Genomic DNA, 15,459 nt, shown 5'->3' with positions numbered 1-15,459 from the left:
AATAAATAACTTGAGTCCGGCTCGGTGTCTTCTTCTCATCTGGGCCCCGCCTCCCGGCAGGGCCCGACAAGGGCTCGACGTGCGATCGTCTGTATATTCTACCCAGTATCTTTAAAGAACAAAAATTGCTGCCTGTTTTAGGTGGCAGACTTCTAAGATAAGACTATTTTCCTATCCAAGTCAACAATTAAAATATTATTTCTTCGCTTGCTGACCTTTTGTTTCGAAGCGGTGCAATGATAAAAACTTATCGGGAATATTCCAAGAAAAATATTCTGTTTTTTTACGCAGACTCTCGGAAAAAATATTCCTGCCCGCAAACACTCACCATAAAGCAAAAACTATTCTTCTTCCGAAGAACTATTTGCTGAGGTTTCTTTATTTGCGCTGTCGGAAACCTCACTTTTTTCGGCCTCCGTACGGTTCTCGGTTTGAGCGCCCGAACCCGAAGAAGTACTCTTCTTAGATCTTCCGGCACGACGTGTGCGGGACTTCTTTTGCGTATTTTCGGGTTTGATGTCGTTATAGTCGACAAGCTCGATAACGGCCATCTTTGCGCCATCCCCGGACCGATTCCCGATCTTAATTACACGAGTATACCCGCCGGGGCGATCCTTGGCCTTTTGGGCCACCTCATCAAAAAGATGGGAGACGGCCTGCTTATCCTGCAACTTTGAAAAAATCTGTCGCCGGTTATGCCCGTTATCTTCCTTGGCTTTGGTTATAATCGGCTCTACATAGGGTCGGAGCTCTTTTGCCTTGGCTTCCGTGGTAACAATCCTATGCTCTTTGATAAGAGCCACCGAAAGCGAATTTAACGTCGCTTTACGATGGGCGGGCGTTCTGCTAAGTTTTCTACCTTTAACTAAATGGCGCATTACTTCCTAATATCTTTATGAGTTATCTAAATACTTACTTACATCCATACCAAAGTGAAGGTCCTTGCCTTCAATCACTTCGACCAGCTCGGCCAGTGATTTCTTACCAAAGTTTCTGAACTTCAGCAGATCTTGTTCATCGCGGGTAACCAGCTCTCCAATGGTGTTAATATTAGCTGATTTCAAGCAGTTGTAAGAGCGTACACTTAAATTCAGATCTTCAATACTGGTCTTCAACAAGTTTTTGATACGCTGTTTCTCAGCATCGACCTCTTCCTCTTCCTGGGTAAAGGGCTCATCAATCTCTTCGGTAATGAACTTCTCAATGTGCTCTTTTAAAATCTTGCCGGCAATGGTAAGGGCTTCCTTTGAGTTTATGGATCCATCTGTAGTGATATCCATAACCAACTTCTCATAGTCCGTGTGCTGTCCCACCCGCACGTTCTCCACATCAAACTGAACCTGTTTGATCGGGGTGTAGATCGCATCAATGGGAATAAGGTTGACATCTTCCGAGGTATCCACGTTTTGTTCCTCAGCAGGTACGTATCCACGTCCCCGCCCAAGACGCAGTTCAATCTCAAGATCGGCATCTTCCGAAAGCGTAGCAATCAGCAAATCGGGATTCAACACCTGGTAATCTGCCGTAGCCTCATTGATATCATCAGCGGTCAGTTTGCCTTCTCCGGATTTGGAAATATGAACCACGCCGCTGCTTTGTTCAACCTGTTCAAAACGCACCTCTTTGAGATTCAGGATAATTTCATATACATCTTCCTTTACCCCGTCTATACTGGAGTATTCATGTTCCACTCCTTCAATTTTGATTGCATTAATGGCTATTCCGGGCAGAGATGACAATAAAATCCGGCGAAACGAATTACCCACGGTTACACCGAATCCCCGCTCGAGTGGTTGTAAAATAAAGGTTCCAAACGTATCGCTTGCCTCTTTAACATCAAGAGGCTCTGGCATTTGTATGCTGTAGTTGCTCATAATAAAAGCGTTATCGCACTAAATGATTAAAATTACTTAGAGTAAAGCTCAACAATGAGCTGAACATCAATATTTTCAGGAATTTCCTCTATATCGGGCATATTCAGAAACTTTCCCGACATACTTTTCTTATCAATCTCAACCCACTTATACTTTGTAGTAGGCGCATGCTGGAGTGAATCGCTGATAACGTCCAGTGTTTTTGATTTCGGCCGCACGCTTACCACATCGCCAGACTTAAGCTGATAGGAAGGAATATTCACCACCTCTCCATTCACCACAATATGCTTGTGGCTTACCAGCTGGCGTGCTTGCCGGCGCGTTCTTGCAAATCCGAGACGATATACCGTGTTATCCAACCGGCTTTCCAAATACTGCAGTAATATCTCGCCGGTAACTCCCGTTTTGGCGTTGGCTTTTTTAAACAGATTAGAAAACTGCTTTTCCAACAACCCATAGGTGTACTTCGCCTTCTGCTTTTCTTCAAGCTGAATAGCATATTCCGATTTCCGGGAATAGCGAGATCGGCCGTGCTGACCGGGCCCGTATGGTTTGCGTTCCAGTGCTTTACTGGGACCAAAAATAGGCTCCCTGAATCGTCTTGCTTTTTTTTGCTTTGGTCCTCTGTATCGTGCCATGTATTCAATTATGAATTTTAATTTTGAATTTTGAATCAAATGCTTTTAAACATATAGCATCGCCACCAAAAACGGCTGTTCCTGGCTAATCCCCCATTCAAAATTGAGTATTTAAAATTTTATTAAACTCTTCGGCGTTTAGGCGGCCGGCAGCCGTTATGCGGGATAGGTGTACGATCTTTAATAGAAGTAACCTCAAGTCCGCTTGACGCCAGGGCTCGTACAGCCGCTTCTCTTCCGGATCCAGGTCCCTTTACAAATACTTCTACCCTGCGCAGCCCCATCTCATAGGCCGTCGTTGCCGCTGTTTCTGCACTCAGCTGAGCAGCATAGGGCGTATTTTTTCTGGATCCTTTAAAACCTTCCTTTCCAGCTGATGACCAGGAAATAGCGTTTCCGTCGGCATCCGTAACCGTAACCAGAATATTATTGAATGTGGCTTTAATAAAAACCATTCCATTCGGGTCTGATAACTGTGACCTTTTTTTTCGTTTTTTAGCCGGAGATCTTCGTTTTTTCTTTGCCATTTATTGTCTCACTACTTTTATTTTCTCGGAGCTGTTTTCCTACCTGCTACTGTACGGCGCTTCCCTTTACGGGTACGGGCATTTGTCTGCGTATTCTGTCCGCGGACAGGCAAACCTTTCCTGTGTCGTGTTCCTCGATAGGAACCGATTTCAATAAGACGACGAATATTAGTCTTTACTTCGCTTCGCAAATTACCTTCAACGGTATATTCGCTGTCGATTTTATTGCGAAGTTCAGACACCTGTTCATCCGTCCAGTCTTTCACTTTGATATTACGGTCAATATCCAGCTCCTCTAGTATCTGTTGAGCGGTAGACCGGCCAATACCAAATACATAGGTCAGCCCTATTTCGCCTCGCTTTTCTTTCGGTAAGTCAATTCCAGCAATTCTTGCCATTATCCATTTTAATTTTTGAATTTTGAATTTTGGATCAAATACTCAAATCCAGGGAGATCCTGTTAGGATAAACCGGCTGCCATTGCAGCCGTTCCTGTTAATTTGCACTGTCCATCATTCAAAATTTACAATTAAGCATTTAAAATTAACCCTGCCGTTGCTTGTGACGCGGGTTCTTTTTGTTGATTACATATACACGACCATTGCGTCGTACAATTTTATCGTCAGGACTTCTTTTCTTAACTGAAGATCGGGTCTTCATAATACTAAACTCTTTTAAATTGGAAGTTATTTATATCGATACGTAATGCGTCCCTTACTTAAATCATAAGGAGACATTTCCACGGCGACGCGGTCGCCGGGGAGAATTTTAATATAATACATTCTCATTTTTCCGGAAACATGAGCCAAAATCTCATGCCCGTTGTCAAGTTCGACGCGAAATTGTGCGTTCGGTAACGCTTCAATAATTTCGCCGTCTTGCTTAATAGGCTCTTCTTTAGCCATCTTAAATATCTGCGTTTATTCGATTTTTTGTTATCTCTCTAATATAATCAAAAGTACTTAGAATTTCAGCCTTTCCTTCGCGCACAACAATATCATGTTCATAATGTGCCGCTACCTTCTTATCGGCCGTCACGACCGTCCACCCGTCGTCCAGGGTCTGCACCTCATAGCCGCCCATTGTAATCATTGGTTCAACAGCGAGGGTCATGCCGGAACGCAACCGGCTTCCTCTTCCCGGTTTACCGAAATTCGGCACCGACGGATCTTCATGGAGCGACTTTCCCAGTCCGTGTCCCACCAGATCCCGGACAACGCCATAACCTTCTGCTTCGCAATGCGTCTGCACGGCGTGAGAGATATCACCTATTTTATTTCCGTGAACAGCCTGATCAATCCCCTTGTAGAGCGATTCAAGCGTTGTTCTAAGCAGTTGAATGGTTTCTGCATCGCATTCGCCAACTGCAAACGTATAGGCGTGATCGCCGTAATATCCATCTTTCTCCACACCACAATCAATGGAAACGATGTCGCCTTCGTTCAGTTTTCGCTTCTCACTGGGAATACCGTGGACTACTTCTTCATTTACTGAAATACAGAGCGTACCCGGAAATTCATTGCCTTTGGGGCCATATCCTTTGAACGCCGGACGTGCGTTATGCTCGCGTATAAAATCATCCGCAACGCTGTCCAGCTTCGCAGTGGTTACTCCCGGCTCAATATGCTTGGCAACTTCGGCCAGTGTTCGTGAAACAAGCTGCGCACTTGTTCGCATTTTCTCAATTTCCGATTCGCTCTTCAAAAAAATCATCCTGCTCTGCGACGTCCTTTCATTTTACCGGTCTTCATAAATCCGTCGTAATGACGCATCATCAGATGACTTTCAATCTGCTGGAGCGTATCAATAGCTACTCCTACAATAATCAACAAGCTTGTACCGCCATAAAACATGGCGAAGCCGGGCGTGACTCCCAGCCGCGCGGCAAAAGCGGGTAAAATAGCTATAAATCCTAAGAAGATAGCCCCCGGAAGCGTTACCTTGGTTAAAATATTATCAATAAACTCAACGGTTTGGTTGCCCGGCCGAATACCGGGAATAAATCCGCCCTGCCGTTTCATGGTATCAGCCATTTCGCGGGGGTTAACCGTAATTGCCGTATAGAAGTAGGTAAAGAAGACACAGATAATAAAGAAAATAATAGAATAGGTAATGCCTGTAAAATCAGCAGACCATGCGGTCAACATCTGGACCGTGGCATTTTCGGGGAAAAAGGTACCGACCGTACTTGGAATAAACATAATAGACTGGGCAAAGATAATAGGCATGACCCCCGCCGCATTGACCTTCAACGGAAGATATTGCGTGGTCCCGCCGTAGACCTTACGTCCCACTACCCGCTTTGCGTACTGCACGGGAATCTTGCGAACGCCCTGCGTAAGCAACACACAAAAGGCAATGACCAGGATCAGCGCCGCAATTTCAACAATCACAACAATAGCATTGGGGGTGGTACTCACCTCATTCACCAGGCTCGCCGGCAGGGCGGCAATAATACCAATCATAATAAGAATAGAGATACCATTCCCTATTCCCCGGTCCGAAATACGCTCACCAAGCCACATGACAAAAGTCGTTCCTGCTGTTAACACAATGACAGAGGTAAGAACAAACGTAACGTTACCCACAATAATGGCATTTGGTGAGGTAGCCATCAAATTGATCGCAAAACCGATAGCCTGAACAGCCGTAATACCTACCGTCCCGTAGCGGGTCAGGCGGTTTATTTTTCTTCGCCCGTCTTCCCCTTCCCGTTGCAATTTCTGGAAATAGGGAACGACGGCCCCCATCAGCTGAATGATAATAGCGGCCGTAATATAAGGCATAATCCCCAATGCAAAGACCCCCGCACGCGAAAAGGCGCCTCCCACAAACATATCAAACAACCCAAGCAGGCTGGAAGCTCCGCCCGTATCCTGCACCAGTGCGGAAGCATCCACACCGGGAAGGGTTACATGGCTGCCCATGCGGTAGATCATCAGGATGCCAACAACGTAGAGGATGCGGTTTTTCAGCTCCTCAATTTTAAATATGTTGCGAAAATTTTCAACTAAACTCATTCAAAAAAGAGACTATATTAATTCTCAACAAACACTATGCTTCCACCGGCATCTTCCACTTTCTTCCGGGCAGACTTACTGGCTTTATGCACCTCAATGGTAATTGAAGTTTCGATCTCGCCATCTCCAAGAAGCTTCACAAGATCGCCCTTGCCTGCAAGTCCCGCTTCAATAAGATCCTCCAGGCTGATTGAGGGGTCTTCGAGCTTATCCGCTTCCAAAAACAGATCAATAGTGCCCACGTTTACGGCAACATATTCCCTGCGGAAGCGGTTGTTAAAGCCCCACTTGGGTACTCGGCGCTGAAGGGGCATCTGTCCCCCTTCAAACCAAAATCGTTCTTTAAAACCACTTCGGGCACGCTGTCCGTTATGGCCTTTTCCTACGGTATGACTTCCACGTCCGGAACCTTGTCCGCGGCCAATACGCTTGGCTTTTTTCTGATTCGGCTCAGGAGCTTTTAAATTGCTTAAATCCATTGTACTGTAACCCTGTTAATTCCTTAAGTAAATTAGCCTTCAAACACCTTGTTCAGCGAAACACCTCTTCGCTGTGCTACTTCAACCGGGTCGGTCAAATTTTTCAGCCCGTTATAGGTTGCTTTCACCATATTATGGGGATTGGAAGATCCCACAGATTTTGTGAGGATATTCTGAAGTCCGGCAATATCAAGCAGTGCTTTCACCGGTCCCCCTGCAATAACCCCGGTACCTTCGGAGGCAGGTCGAAGCAATACTCTGCCAGCCCCCTCCTTACCGGTTATCGTATGATAGATACTCCCGGTTTTGGTCATGGGAACCCGGATCAAATTCTTTTTTGCATTATCAAAGCCTTTTTGAATGGCATCCGATACCTCGTTTGCCTTCCCAAGGCCATGTCCCACAACGCCATCCTTGTTGCCAACAACCACAATGGCGTTGAAGCTAAACCGGCGTCCACCTTTCACAACCTTCGAAACCCGGTTGATATGAACGAGTTTCTCTTCAAGGTTTAAATTCTTGGGAGCTACGTTATGTCGTCTTCTTATTTTAGGCATAATAATTCTGTTTAAAAGTCTAATCCGCCTTCGCGAGCACCCTCTGCGAGCGCTTTAATTACTCCGTGATATTTATATCCGCTGCGATCGAAAACAGCTTTGTCAATTCCTTTTTCTTCTGCAAGTTCGGCCAAATGGGTGCCAACAACGGCAGCCGATTCTTTTTTGGCCTTTCCCTCGATCTCATCGGAAATATCATTGCTTTGCGTGGAGGCAGCAACAAGTGTCTGCCCCGTCAAGTCATCGACCAATTGAGCATAAACATGTTTATTACTTTTGGTGACGCTCAACCGGGGACGTTCTGCAGTGCCACGAATTGTCGCACGGATGCGTCGGCGTATTTTATCTCGGCGTAACCGTTTTTTCGTTGTCTTATCCATTGTGTAATTCTAATTAAGCTTTAGCAGCAGATTTACCGGCTTTTCTTCGGACCCACTCATCGACATATCGTATGCCCTTGCCGTTGTATGGCTCCGGGGGACGCAGGGATCGAATTTTAGCGGCAACCTGGCCAACCAATTCTTTATTAATTCCAGATACTATGATCATTGGGTTTTTCCGGCTCTTTGTATCGACCTCGAGGTCAACCCCGTCAGGCGCTACGAAGTAAATCGGATGAGAAAACCCGAGCGTCATTTGGAGCACCCCGTTACTCAGGGATGCCCGGTAACCCACTCCGATAATCTCCAGCTCTTTTTTATATCCTTCCGATACTCCCTGGACCATATTTCCAATCAGGGATCGATAAAGCCCATGCAGTGCCGGCCGGTTATTATCATCAGAGCTGCGACTTACAATCAGTTCGCCATCTTTTTTTTCAATACTGATGCTGTTGTCGACTTTTAATGTATCGCTGCCTTTCTCACCTTTGATAGTGATTACATTATCAGCGTCAATACTGAATTCAACATCATCTTTTAATTCAATCGGCTGGTTTCCGATACGAGACATAATTCTAATCCTTTATTTTTAATAAATAGAGCACAATACTTCGCCACCCACCTTAAGCTTGCGGGCTTCTTTATCTGTCATGACCCCGCGGGAGGTAGACAGTACGACAATACCCAAACCGTTGAGCGCCCGGGGAATTTCATCAGAACTGCAATATTCGCGGAGGCCCGGCTTGGAACGACGCTTCATCTTCTTAATCACCGGATGACCGTATGAATCATATTTGAGAAACAGGCGCAATACGCCCTGCTTCCCGTCGTCAATATTGATATACTTATTGATATACCCCTTGTCCAAGAGAATTTTCGTCATCGCCCGCTTCAGTTTGGATGCCGGAATATCGACCCGGCGATGTCCTGCCCGCTGAGCGTTTCTAATTCGTGTTAAATAATCTGAAATTGGATCAAACATAAAAGTACTTCGTTAAATTGTTACCAGCTTGCCTTCCGGATGCCGGGAATCTTCCCGTCAAGTGCAAGTTCTCGAAATTTAATACGCGAAATGCCATACTTCCGTATATAACCCCGGGAACGCCCCGTTAAACTGCAGCGGTTATTTACGCGCGTTGGGCTGGCATCGCGGGGAAGCTTCTGAAGCTCTACCCACTTGCCTTCTTCCTTCAGCTTTCTTCGCTTTTCAGCGTACTTTTCTACTGTTCGTTTTCGTTTTTTATTACGTGCTATCCAGGCTGCTTTTGCCATAATACTATGGGTCTATAATTTAATTTCGTTTCTGAAACGGCATACCGAATTCTTTCAACAGAGCATACGCTTCTTCGTCTGTTTCCGCTGAAGTAACAAAGGTAATATCCAATCCGTGTATTTCGTCCACTTCGTCGGTATTGATTTCCGGGAAAATAGTGTGCTCTTTAATTCCGAGGGTGTAGTTACCGCGTCCGTCAAAGCTTCGGTCCGGAATACCCCGGAAGTCGCGGGTTCGAGGTAACGCCAGGTTAATCAGGCGATCCAGAAATTCGTACATCTGCTTTTTGCGCAACGTAACTTTACAGCCAATCGGCATCCCCTTTCGAGTTTTAAAATTCGAAATAGATTTTTTTGCCTTGGTCGTTACCGGATGCTGACCGGCGATCTTAGCTACATTTTCCACTACCGTGTCTAACCGTTTTTCATTTTCTACGGCCTCACCGACACCACAGTTAATTACTATTTTCTCGAGCTTTGGAACAGCCATAATATTGTCGTACTCAAACTGTTCGTCCAGCTTCGATATAATATCGTCTTTGTACTCGGTATAAAGTCTTGCTTCAGCCATTCTCTAATTACTTCTTATTTATCAATAATCTCGCCACTGTTCTTGGCATAACGTACCCATCGTCCGCCGCCATCTTCCTCAATTCGCTTGCGACCTATCCGGGTTGGTTCCCCGGTGGATGGGTCGATCACCATTACATTCGATATATGGACTGCCACCTCGCGTTCGATACGTCCCCCCTGGGGGTTTTCCTGGGTGGGTTTGTCGTGGTGGACTCTCATGTTAACCCCCTCTACCAGCACACGTTCCTTGGCAGGGAATACTGCTAACACCCGTCCTTCTTTGCCTTTCTCATTACCAGCGATAATTTTGACATTATCGCCTTTTTTGACATGTAATTTCTTCTGTCTGTTATTCTTACGTGGCATAATCAAATCTGTTTTTAAAGCACTTCCGGCGCAAGCGAGACAATGCGCATATAATTTCTTTCGCGCAGTTCCCGCGCAACCGGTCCGAAGATACGAGTACCTACCGGTTCACTTTCTTTATTAATGATAACGGCCGCATTTTCGTCAAACCGAATATAGCTGCCGTCATTTCTGCGGATTTCTTTCTTCGTTCGTACGATTACTGCATTAACGACCTCCCCCTTTTTAACATTTCCTCCGGGAATGGCCGTCTTTACAGAACATGAAATTAAATCACCAATACTTGCATACCGCCGCTTGGAGTCGCCGAGAACTTTAATACACTGCAGTTCCCGGGCACCACTATTGTCGGCAACTTGTAACCTTGTCTGAGCTTGTACCATTGCTAATTTTATCCGTTATTTTGCGCGTTCAATAATTTCTACAAGACGCCAAGTTTTACGCTTTGAAAGCGGACGGGTAGACATTATCTGCACAACATCTCCTTCATTGGCCTCATCATCTTCATCATGAGCCAAATACTTGGTCGTTTTCGTGATATATTTTCCGTATATCGCGTGTTTAATTTTTCGATCTACCGCCACAGTAATGGTTTTATCCATTCTGTTGCTTACTACGCGACCGGTTCGTTCTCTTCGTTGTACTCGTTCAGTTTGTGCCATAATTCAACTATTCAGCACCTTCTTGTTCTTTTTCAGTAATAATCGTATGCAGACGAGCAATTTCTCGTCGAGTCATCGGTACACGAGCAGGATTTTCAAGCTGCCCTGCTATTGCGCGATTGAACTTCATATCCTGCAATGCTTGCTTTTCGTCTTCAAGCCGTGCTTTAAGTTCGGTTATTGTCAGTTCTCTGAGTTCGTGTGCTTTCATTCGTCTCGGGTAATACCTTTGAAATTAAGTTCCGTCATAATCACGACGAACGATAAATTTCGTTTTAATGGGAAGTTTATAATCGGCACGGCGCATAGCCTCGCGAGCCAACTCAAGAGGTACTCCGGCAATTTCAAACAGAATCCTTCCCGGCTTAACGACCGCAACATATTCTTCGACAGCCCCCTTACCTTTACCCATCCGGGTTTCAGCCGGTTGAGAAGTTTTGGGCATATCCGGGAAAATACGGATCCAGGTCTGCCCATCCCGCTGCAACTGACGAGCAATTGCAATCCGGCACGATTCGATTTGCCGGGAGGTTATGTACTTGGGCTCTAACGCCTTCAGACCAAAATCGCCGTGAGCCAGTGTATGGCCTCGCTGGGCGGTACCTTTCAGGCTTCTGCGATGCTGCCGGCGGCGTTTTACGCGTTTTGGTTCAAGCATGATTTATAATTTTACAGTATTAATGACTTTAGTTTCTTCGTTTTCTGCGCGAACGTCGTTTTCCTCCGCGACGTCCCTTGGAATCATCTTTCTGCTGGCTGTGTGCATCTCCGGGCGTTAATTCAATATCCCCGAGCACCTCGCCTTTGAAGATCCAAACAGTTACCCCGATGGATCCGTATATGGTATTAGCAGTAGTATTATTATAATCAATATCCGCACGCAGGGTATGCAGCGGCACGCGGCCCTCGTGATATTGTTCGGTCCGGGCCATTTCAGAACCGCCCAGGCGTCCCGCACAGCGAATCTTTATTCCTTCCGCCCCCATCCGCATAGCAGACGAAATGGCCGTCTTCATAGCACGACGGAATGAAATCCGGGCCTCAAGCTGCTGTGCAATATTCTGCGCTACCAGGCTGGCATCGGTTTCCGGCCGCTTGATTTCACTTACGTTGATTTGAACTTCTTTACTGGTGATTTTTCTTAACTCTTCACGCAGCAGCTCAATCTGCTCACCGCCTTTACCGATAATAACACCCGGGCGGCTGGTCTTAAGAGTAAGAAGTATGCGTTTCGGTGTGCGCTCGATAATGACACGCGACAACCCGCCACTCTGAAGACGTGTATGCAAATATTCACGCAACTTCGTGTCTTCGTATAAAATTTCAGGTTCATTCTCTTCGGAATACCAGTTGGAATCCCAACCTCGAATGATACCGAGCCTTAAACCTACTGGATGTGATTTTTGTCCCAAGGTATTGTCGTTTATTAATTAACTAATTCTTCTTCTTTTTTTGCCACAGTTACATTGATGTGACAGCTACGTTTGCGAATCTGATGGGCGCGGCCCATTGGTGCCGGCTGTATGCGTTTCAGGGTGGCTCCTTCGTTCACAAAAATTTCTTTGATATACAGGTCTTCATTATCAAGCCTTGCTTCCTGAAACTTATCGCGGATATTGGCCGCAGCCGATTTAATTACTTTTGCAACATCCGGGGCAGTTGCCTTATTTGTAAACTCAAGCCGTTTCAGGGCTTTGGCAACATTTTCTCCCCGTACGGCATCCGCTACCAGGCGAACCTTTCGCGGCGCCTTTCGCAGATGTTTCTGAATCGCTCGTGCTTCCATTTTTTCTTCAGCCATAATAATACTCTACTGTCCTGGTTTTCTGGGTGCTTCTCTGGTTTTCGTCTTTTCAGGATGGCCCCGGAATGTCCGTGTAGGTGCAAATTCCCCTAACTTATGACCAACCATATCTTCCGTGATAAACACGGGGATAAATTGCTTCCCGTTGTGAACGGCAATCGTCAAGCCCACAAAATCCGGCGTAACCATCGAGCTGCGCGACCAGGTTTTGATGACATTCTTCTTGCCGCTTTGATTCATTGCATCGATCTTACGCTGTAACTTGTAATATACGTAAGGTCCTTTTCTGAGCGATCTTGGCATAACTAATTACTTTTTAGACTTTTTACGACTTCGGACAATATAGCGGTTTGAAAGTTTCTTGCGTTTTCGGGTCTTCAATCCTTTTGAAGACTGTCCCCATGGCGAACGCGGGTGTCCCCCCGACGCTTTACCTTCGCCGCCGCCCATCGGGTGATCTACCGGGTTCATGGCTACACCACGGGTTTGAGGGCGTCTGCCCTTCCAGCGGCTCCGACCCGCTTTACCCAGGGTTGCATTGAAGTGATCGGGATTACTGGTGGCGCCGACGGTAGCAAAACACGTTCCCAAAATCATTCGAACCTCACTGGACGGTAGCTTAACCGTAACATACTTGTCGGTCTTGGCGACCATCTGTGCAGCCGTACCCGCGCTTCTGCAAAGCTGGGCTCCTTTGCCCGGGTTCAGCTCGATATTATGAATAAAGGTACCGGGAGGCATATTTTTCATCGGCATTGCATTCCCTTCATCCGGTTCAATAACAGATTCACTACTGAGGATCGTATCCCCAACTTCCAGTTTATCAGGAGCAATGATATAGCGCTTTTCGCCGTCAGCATAGGCAACAAGTGCGATGCGCGCAGATCGATTCGGATCATATTCGATGGTCTGAATCTTAGCCGGGATATCATGCTTGTCCCGCTTAAAATCAATCATACGATATCGCCGCTTGTGTCCCCCGCCCCGGTGGCGGGAAGTCATGCGTCCCTGCTTGTTACGTCCGCCCGACTGACCTTTGCCTTTTACCAGGCGTTTTACCGTCGGCTTGCTCACCGTCACATCATCAAACTGAGGCGCCGTTCTATGCCGCGATCCAGGTGTTGTTGGTTTTAGTTTCTTCGTAGCCATTGAACTATTGCTTTCTAAATTTCACTAAAGAAGTCTATCTCGCCTTCTTTAAGCGTTACAATTGCTTTTTTCCACACTTTGGCCCGACCCTCGATATAGCCGCTTTGCGTAAACCGGCCCTTGGGCTTGGAAGGCATAATCATCGTATTGATTTTTCCAACCTTCACATCAGGATACCGCTGCTGTACAGCTTTCTTGATCTCCGGCTTGCTCGCATACTTGTCAACCTTGAAAGCGTATTTGCCTTCTGCCTGAAGTCGGGTTAATTTTTCTGTAATTAATGGTTTCTTCAATACTTCACTCATGCTTCAACCTCCTCCACGGGTTCAATAGATCCTTGCAAAACATCCACTGCGCTATCCTGGATCAAAATAACGTCTGCATCCAAAATCTGATAGGTCGTGGGCTTGTTTGCTTCAAGTACTTTTACATTAGGGATATTGCGTGCTGATTTATAAATAATCTTGTCTGTTTCGGCCGTCAGCAAAAGCACCTTTTCATTTTCGACCTCCAGGCCTTTCAGAATGTCAACAACTTTACGTGTTCTGGGCTCATCAAAGCTGAAGTCATCGATAATCTTGATCGCATCTTCGCCCGCCTTTATAGACAATGCGGACTTGCGAGCCAATTGCCGGGATTTTTTCGACATCCGGAACGAATAATCACGCGGCTTGGGTCCGAATACCGTTCCACCGCCCTTTAACAAAGGAGACCGGATGGAACCGCGACGGGCCTGCCCCGTCCCTTTCTGCCGATAAGCCTTGCGTCCGCCACCGCGCACTTCACCGCGCTCTTTGGTTTTGTGCGTTCCCTGGCGCTGATTCGCCATATACCGGCGGACATCTTCATAAATAACGGTTTCATTGGGCTCTATGGAGAAAATGGACTCCGCCAGCTCCGCCTCATTACCGCTATCTGTACCTTCAGTTGTATAAATCGGAAGCTTCATTTCAACTTATCTATCGATTGTAAATTTCTACAAAACGTCCATTGGGACCGGGAACTGATCCGGTCACCATCATCAAGTTCGATTCAGCAAAAATCTTTGCTACCGTCAGATTCTTGATTTTTGCTCGTTCATTGCCGCTTCGTCCGGCCATCTTCATGCCGGGGAATACCCGGGATGGGTCCGACGCCTGTCCAATAGAACCGGGGTGTCGCTGCCGGTTATGCTGGCCGTGGGTGGCCTCACCGACCCCGCTGAAATTGTAGCGCTTTACCACGCCGGTAAATCCTTTGCCTTTCGTAACACCGGTCACATCAACGCTGTCACCCACCGTAAAGACATCTTCAATGTTAAGCTCATCGCCCACCTCGAAGCCTTCAGGTATAAAGTCCCTGAATTCCTTCACATACTTCTTGGGTGCTGTCCCGGCTTTATCAAAATGACCCAAAAGCGGCTTGGAGACATTTTTGGCTTTCTTGTCAAAAGCAGCAAGTTGTACTGCTTCATAACCGTCCGTTTCCGCCGTCTTAATCTGTGTAATGACACAAGGTGCCACTTCGATAACTGTTACCGCATAATTGCGGCCGTTATCATCGAAGACGTTGGTCATTCCGACTTTTTTTCCTATTAAACCACTACTCATAACTTAATTGCTCCTTTCCAGATTGTTTAGAACCTAATCTGCGTAATCCTGCAATAAGCGATTACACTTTAATTTCTACGTCTACCCCAGAGGGCAACTCCAGCTTCATCAATGCATCCACGGTCTGTGAACCGGTCGAAAGAATGTCGATCAAACGCTTGTGCGATCGATACTCGAACTGTTCACGGGCCTTCTTATTTACATGAGGACCTCGAAGCACCGTAATAATATTTTTCTTGGTAGGAAGCGGTATCGGTCCCGATACTACAGCTCCTGTCGATTTTACAGTCTGAATTATCTTTTCAGCCGACTTGTCGATCAAGTTATGATCGTACGACTTTAACTTAATTCTAATTTTTTGTTGTGTAGCCACAGCTTATGATCTTTCATTGAGCAGTGATGCCATTTACAGTTGCCTAATGGCATCACTCAACTATATTTCTATTCAATAATATCGGTTACCACGCCGGCCCCGACGGTGCGGCCGCCTTCGCGTATCGCAAACCGCAGCCCCTCCTCCATGGCCACCGGCTGGATCAACGTCACATCCATGTTCACATTGTCCCCCG

29 protein-coding genes and 1 pseudogene are annotated in these 15,459 nt (G+C 46.3%); all 30 read right to left on the bottom strand.

Annotation, left to right across the window (positions count from 1 at the left end):
• Positions 1-341: 341 nt before the first annotated feature.
• Complete coding sequence (gene rplQ / locus ACESLU_RS05090; RefSeq protein WP_372636063.1) at positions 342-878, bottom strand: 50S ribosomal protein L17; 537 nt, start codon at positions 876-878, stop codon at positions 342-344.
• 15 nt (positions 879-893) lie between these two features.
• Positions 894-1,874, bottom strand: a complete 981-nt coding sequence (locus ACESLU_RS05085) for a DNA-directed RNA polymerase subunit alpha (RefSeq protein WP_372636060.1) — start codon at positions 1,872-1,874, stop codon at positions 894-896.
• Between the two features lie 32 nt (positions 1,875-1,906).
• Positions 1,907-2,512, bottom strand: coding sequence for a 30S ribosomal protein S4 (gene rpsD / locus ACESLU_RS05080; protein ID WP_372636057.1), 606 nt, complete (start codon positions 2,510-2,512; stop codon positions 1,907-1,909).
• Positions 2,513-2,634: 122 nt separating this feature from the next.
• Positions 2,635-3,039, bottom strand: coding sequence for a 30S ribosomal protein S11 (gene rpsK, locus ACESLU_RS05075; RefSeq protein ID WP_372636054.1), 405 nt, complete (start codon positions 3,037-3,039; stop codon positions 2,635-2,637).
• A 17-nt stretch (positions 3,040-3,056) separates the two neighbouring features.
• Positions 3,057-3,437, bottom strand: a complete 381-nt coding sequence (gene rpsM, locus ACESLU_RS05070) for a 30S ribosomal protein S13 (protein WP_372636051.1) — start codon at positions 3,435-3,437, stop codon at positions 3,057-3,059.
• A gap of 145 nt (positions 3,438-3,582) precedes the next feature.
• Positions 3,583-3,699, bottom strand: coding sequence for a 50S ribosomal protein L36 (rpmJ, locus tag ACESLU_RS05065; protein WP_073068624.1), 117 nt, complete (start codon positions 3,697-3,699; stop codon positions 3,583-3,585).
• Between the two features lie 26 nt (positions 3,700-3,725).
• A complete protein-coding gene (infA, locus tag ACESLU_RS05060; RefSeq protein ID WP_073068622.1) occupies positions 3,726-3,944 on the bottom strand; it encodes a translation initiation factor IF-1 in 219 nt (72 codons plus the stop codon).
• Position 3,945: 1 nt separating this feature from the next.
• The gene (gene map / locus ACESLU_RS05055; protein ID WP_372636047.1) at positions 3,946-4,752 is read right to left on the bottom strand and encodes a type I methionyl aminopeptidase; all 807 of its coding nucleotides are present in this window, start codon (positions 4,750-4,752) and stop codon (positions 3,946-3,948) included.
• Positions 4,749-6,059 (bottom strand): preprotein translocase subunit SecY, encoded by a 1,311-nt coding sequence (gene secY / locus ACESLU_RS05050; protein ID WP_372636044.1) that lies wholly within the window; start codon positions 6,057-6,059, stop codon positions 4,749-4,751. Before secY ends, map begins: the two co-directional genes overlap by 4 nt.
• 17 nt (positions 6,060-6,076) lie before the next feature.
• Positions 6,077-6,538, bottom strand: a complete 462-nt coding sequence (gene rplO / locus ACESLU_RS05045) for a 50S ribosomal protein L15 (RefSeq protein WP_372636041.1) — start codon at positions 6,536-6,538, stop codon at positions 6,077-6,079.
• Between the two features lie 32 nt (positions 6,539-6,570).
• A complete protein-coding gene (gene rpsE, locus ACESLU_RS05040; protein WP_372636038.1) occupies positions 6,571-7,095 on the bottom strand; it encodes a 30S ribosomal protein S5 in 525 nt (174 codons plus the stop codon).
• Positions 7,096-7,106: 11 nt separating this feature from the next.
• On the bottom strand, positions 7,107-7,475 hold the full coding sequence (rplR, locus tag ACESLU_RS05035; protein WP_372636035.1) for a 50S ribosomal protein L18: 369 nt from the start codon (positions 7,473-7,475) through the stop codon (positions 7,107-7,109).
• A gap of 13 nt (positions 7,476-7,488) precedes the next feature.
• Complete coding sequence (rplF, locus tag ACESLU_RS05030) at positions 7,489-8,046, bottom strand: 50S ribosomal protein L6 (protein ID WP_372636032.1); 558 nt, start codon at positions 8,044-8,046, stop codon at positions 7,489-7,491.
• Between the two features lie 18 nt (positions 8,047-8,064).
• Positions 8,065-8,457: a 30S ribosomal protein S8 gene (rpsH, locus tag ACESLU_RS05025; RefSeq protein WP_372636029.1), complete on the bottom strand. Its 393-nt coding sequence runs from the start codon at positions 8,455-8,457 to the stop codon at positions 8,065-8,067.
• Positions 8,458-8,477: 20 nt separating this feature from the next.
• Entirely contained in the window at positions 8,478-8,747 is a 270-nt protein-coding gene (rpsN, locus tag ACESLU_RS05020; protein WP_372636026.1) for a 30S ribosomal protein S14, read from the bottom strand.
• 19 nt (positions 8,748-8,766) lie between these two features.
• The gene (gene rplE, locus ACESLU_RS05015; RefSeq protein ID WP_372636023.1) at positions 8,767-9,318 is read right to left on the bottom strand and encodes a 50S ribosomal protein L5; all 552 of its coding nucleotides are present in this window, start codon (positions 9,316-9,318) and stop codon (positions 8,767-8,769) included.
• A gap of 14 nt (positions 9,319-9,332) precedes the next feature.
• A complete protein-coding gene (gene rplX / locus ACESLU_RS05010; RefSeq protein ID WP_372636021.1) occupies positions 9,333-9,686 on the bottom strand; it encodes a 50S ribosomal protein L24 in 354 nt (117 codons plus the stop codon).
• A gap of 14 nt (positions 9,687-9,700) precedes the next feature.
• Entirely contained in the window at positions 9,701-10,069 is a 369-nt protein-coding gene (gene rplN, locus ACESLU_RS05005) for a 50S ribosomal protein L14 (protein WP_372636018.1), read from the bottom strand.
• 15 nt (positions 10,070-10,084) lie between these two features.
• Positions 10,085-10,348: a 30S ribosomal protein S17 gene (gene rpsQ / locus ACESLU_RS05000; RefSeq protein ID WP_372636015.1), complete on the bottom strand. Its 264-nt coding sequence runs from the start codon at positions 10,346-10,348 to the stop codon at positions 10,085-10,087.
• Between the two features lie 7 nt (positions 10,349-10,355).
• Entirely contained in the window at positions 10,356-10,559 is a 204-nt protein-coding gene (gene rpmC / locus ACESLU_RS04995; RefSeq protein WP_073068596.1) for a 50S ribosomal protein L29, read from the bottom strand.
• A 24-nt stretch (positions 10,560-10,583) separates the two neighbouring features.
• Positions 10,584-11,006, bottom strand: a complete 423-nt coding sequence (rplP, locus tag ACESLU_RS04990) for a 50S ribosomal protein L16 (RefSeq protein ID WP_372636012.1) — start codon at positions 11,004-11,006, stop codon at positions 10,584-10,586.
• Positions 11,007-11,034: 28 nt separating this feature from the next.
• Positions 11,035-11,760, bottom strand: a complete 726-nt coding sequence (gene rpsC / locus ACESLU_RS04985) for a 30S ribosomal protein S3 (protein WP_372636009.1) — start codon at positions 11,758-11,760, stop codon at positions 11,035-11,037.
• Positions 11,761-11,774: 14 nt separating this feature from the next.
• On the bottom strand, positions 11,775-12,149 hold the full coding sequence (gene rplV / locus ACESLU_RS04980) for a 50S ribosomal protein L22 (protein WP_372636006.1): 375 nt from the start codon (positions 12,147-12,149) through the stop codon (positions 11,775-11,777).
• Positions 12,150-12,158: 9 nt separating this feature from the next.
• On the bottom strand, positions 12,159-12,455 hold the full coding sequence (gene rpsS / locus ACESLU_RS04975; protein ID WP_372636004.1) for a 30S ribosomal protein S19: 297 nt from the start codon (positions 12,453-12,455) through the stop codon (positions 12,159-12,161).
• 6 nt (positions 12,456-12,461) lie between these two features.
• Entirely contained in the window at positions 12,462-13,301 is an 840-nt protein-coding gene (gene rplB, locus ACESLU_RS04970; protein ID WP_372636001.1) for a 50S ribosomal protein L2, read from the bottom strand.
• 14 nt (positions 13,302-13,315) lie between these two features.
• Positions 13,316-13,606, bottom strand: coding sequence for a 50S ribosomal protein L23 (gene rplW / locus ACESLU_RS04965; RefSeq protein WP_372635999.1), 291 nt, complete (start codon positions 13,604-13,606; stop codon positions 13,316-13,318).
• A complete protein-coding gene (gene rplD, locus ACESLU_RS04960; protein WP_372635996.1) occupies positions 13,603-14,250 on the bottom strand; it encodes a 50S ribosomal protein L4 in 648 nt (215 codons plus the stop codon). The genes rplW and rplD overlap by 4 nt, the downstream gene beginning before the upstream one ends.
• A gap of 10 nt (positions 14,251-14,260) precedes the next feature.
• A complete protein-coding gene (gene rplC, locus ACESLU_RS04955; protein WP_372635993.1) occupies positions 14,261-14,890 on the bottom strand; it encodes a 50S ribosomal protein L3 in 630 nt (209 codons plus the stop codon).
• 61 nt (positions 14,891-14,951) lie between these two features.
• On the bottom strand, positions 14,952-15,263 hold the full coding sequence (rpsJ, locus tag ACESLU_RS04950) for a 30S ribosomal protein S10 (protein ID WP_073068579.1): 312 nt from the start codon (positions 15,261-15,263) through the stop codon (positions 14,952-14,954).
• Between the two features lie 68 nt (positions 15,264-15,331).
• Positions 15,332-15,459, bottom strand: a pseudogene (gene tuf / locus ACESLU_RS04945) (elongation factor Tu); the annotation flags it as partial.

Source organism: Fodinibius sp., from assembly GCF_041642155.1.
Lineage (GTDB): Bacteria > Bacteroidota > Rhodothermia > Balneolales > Balneolaceae > Fodinibius.
Note: the sequence above shows the minus strand (reverse complement) of the source record. Positions and strands in the feature narration are given on the sequence as shown.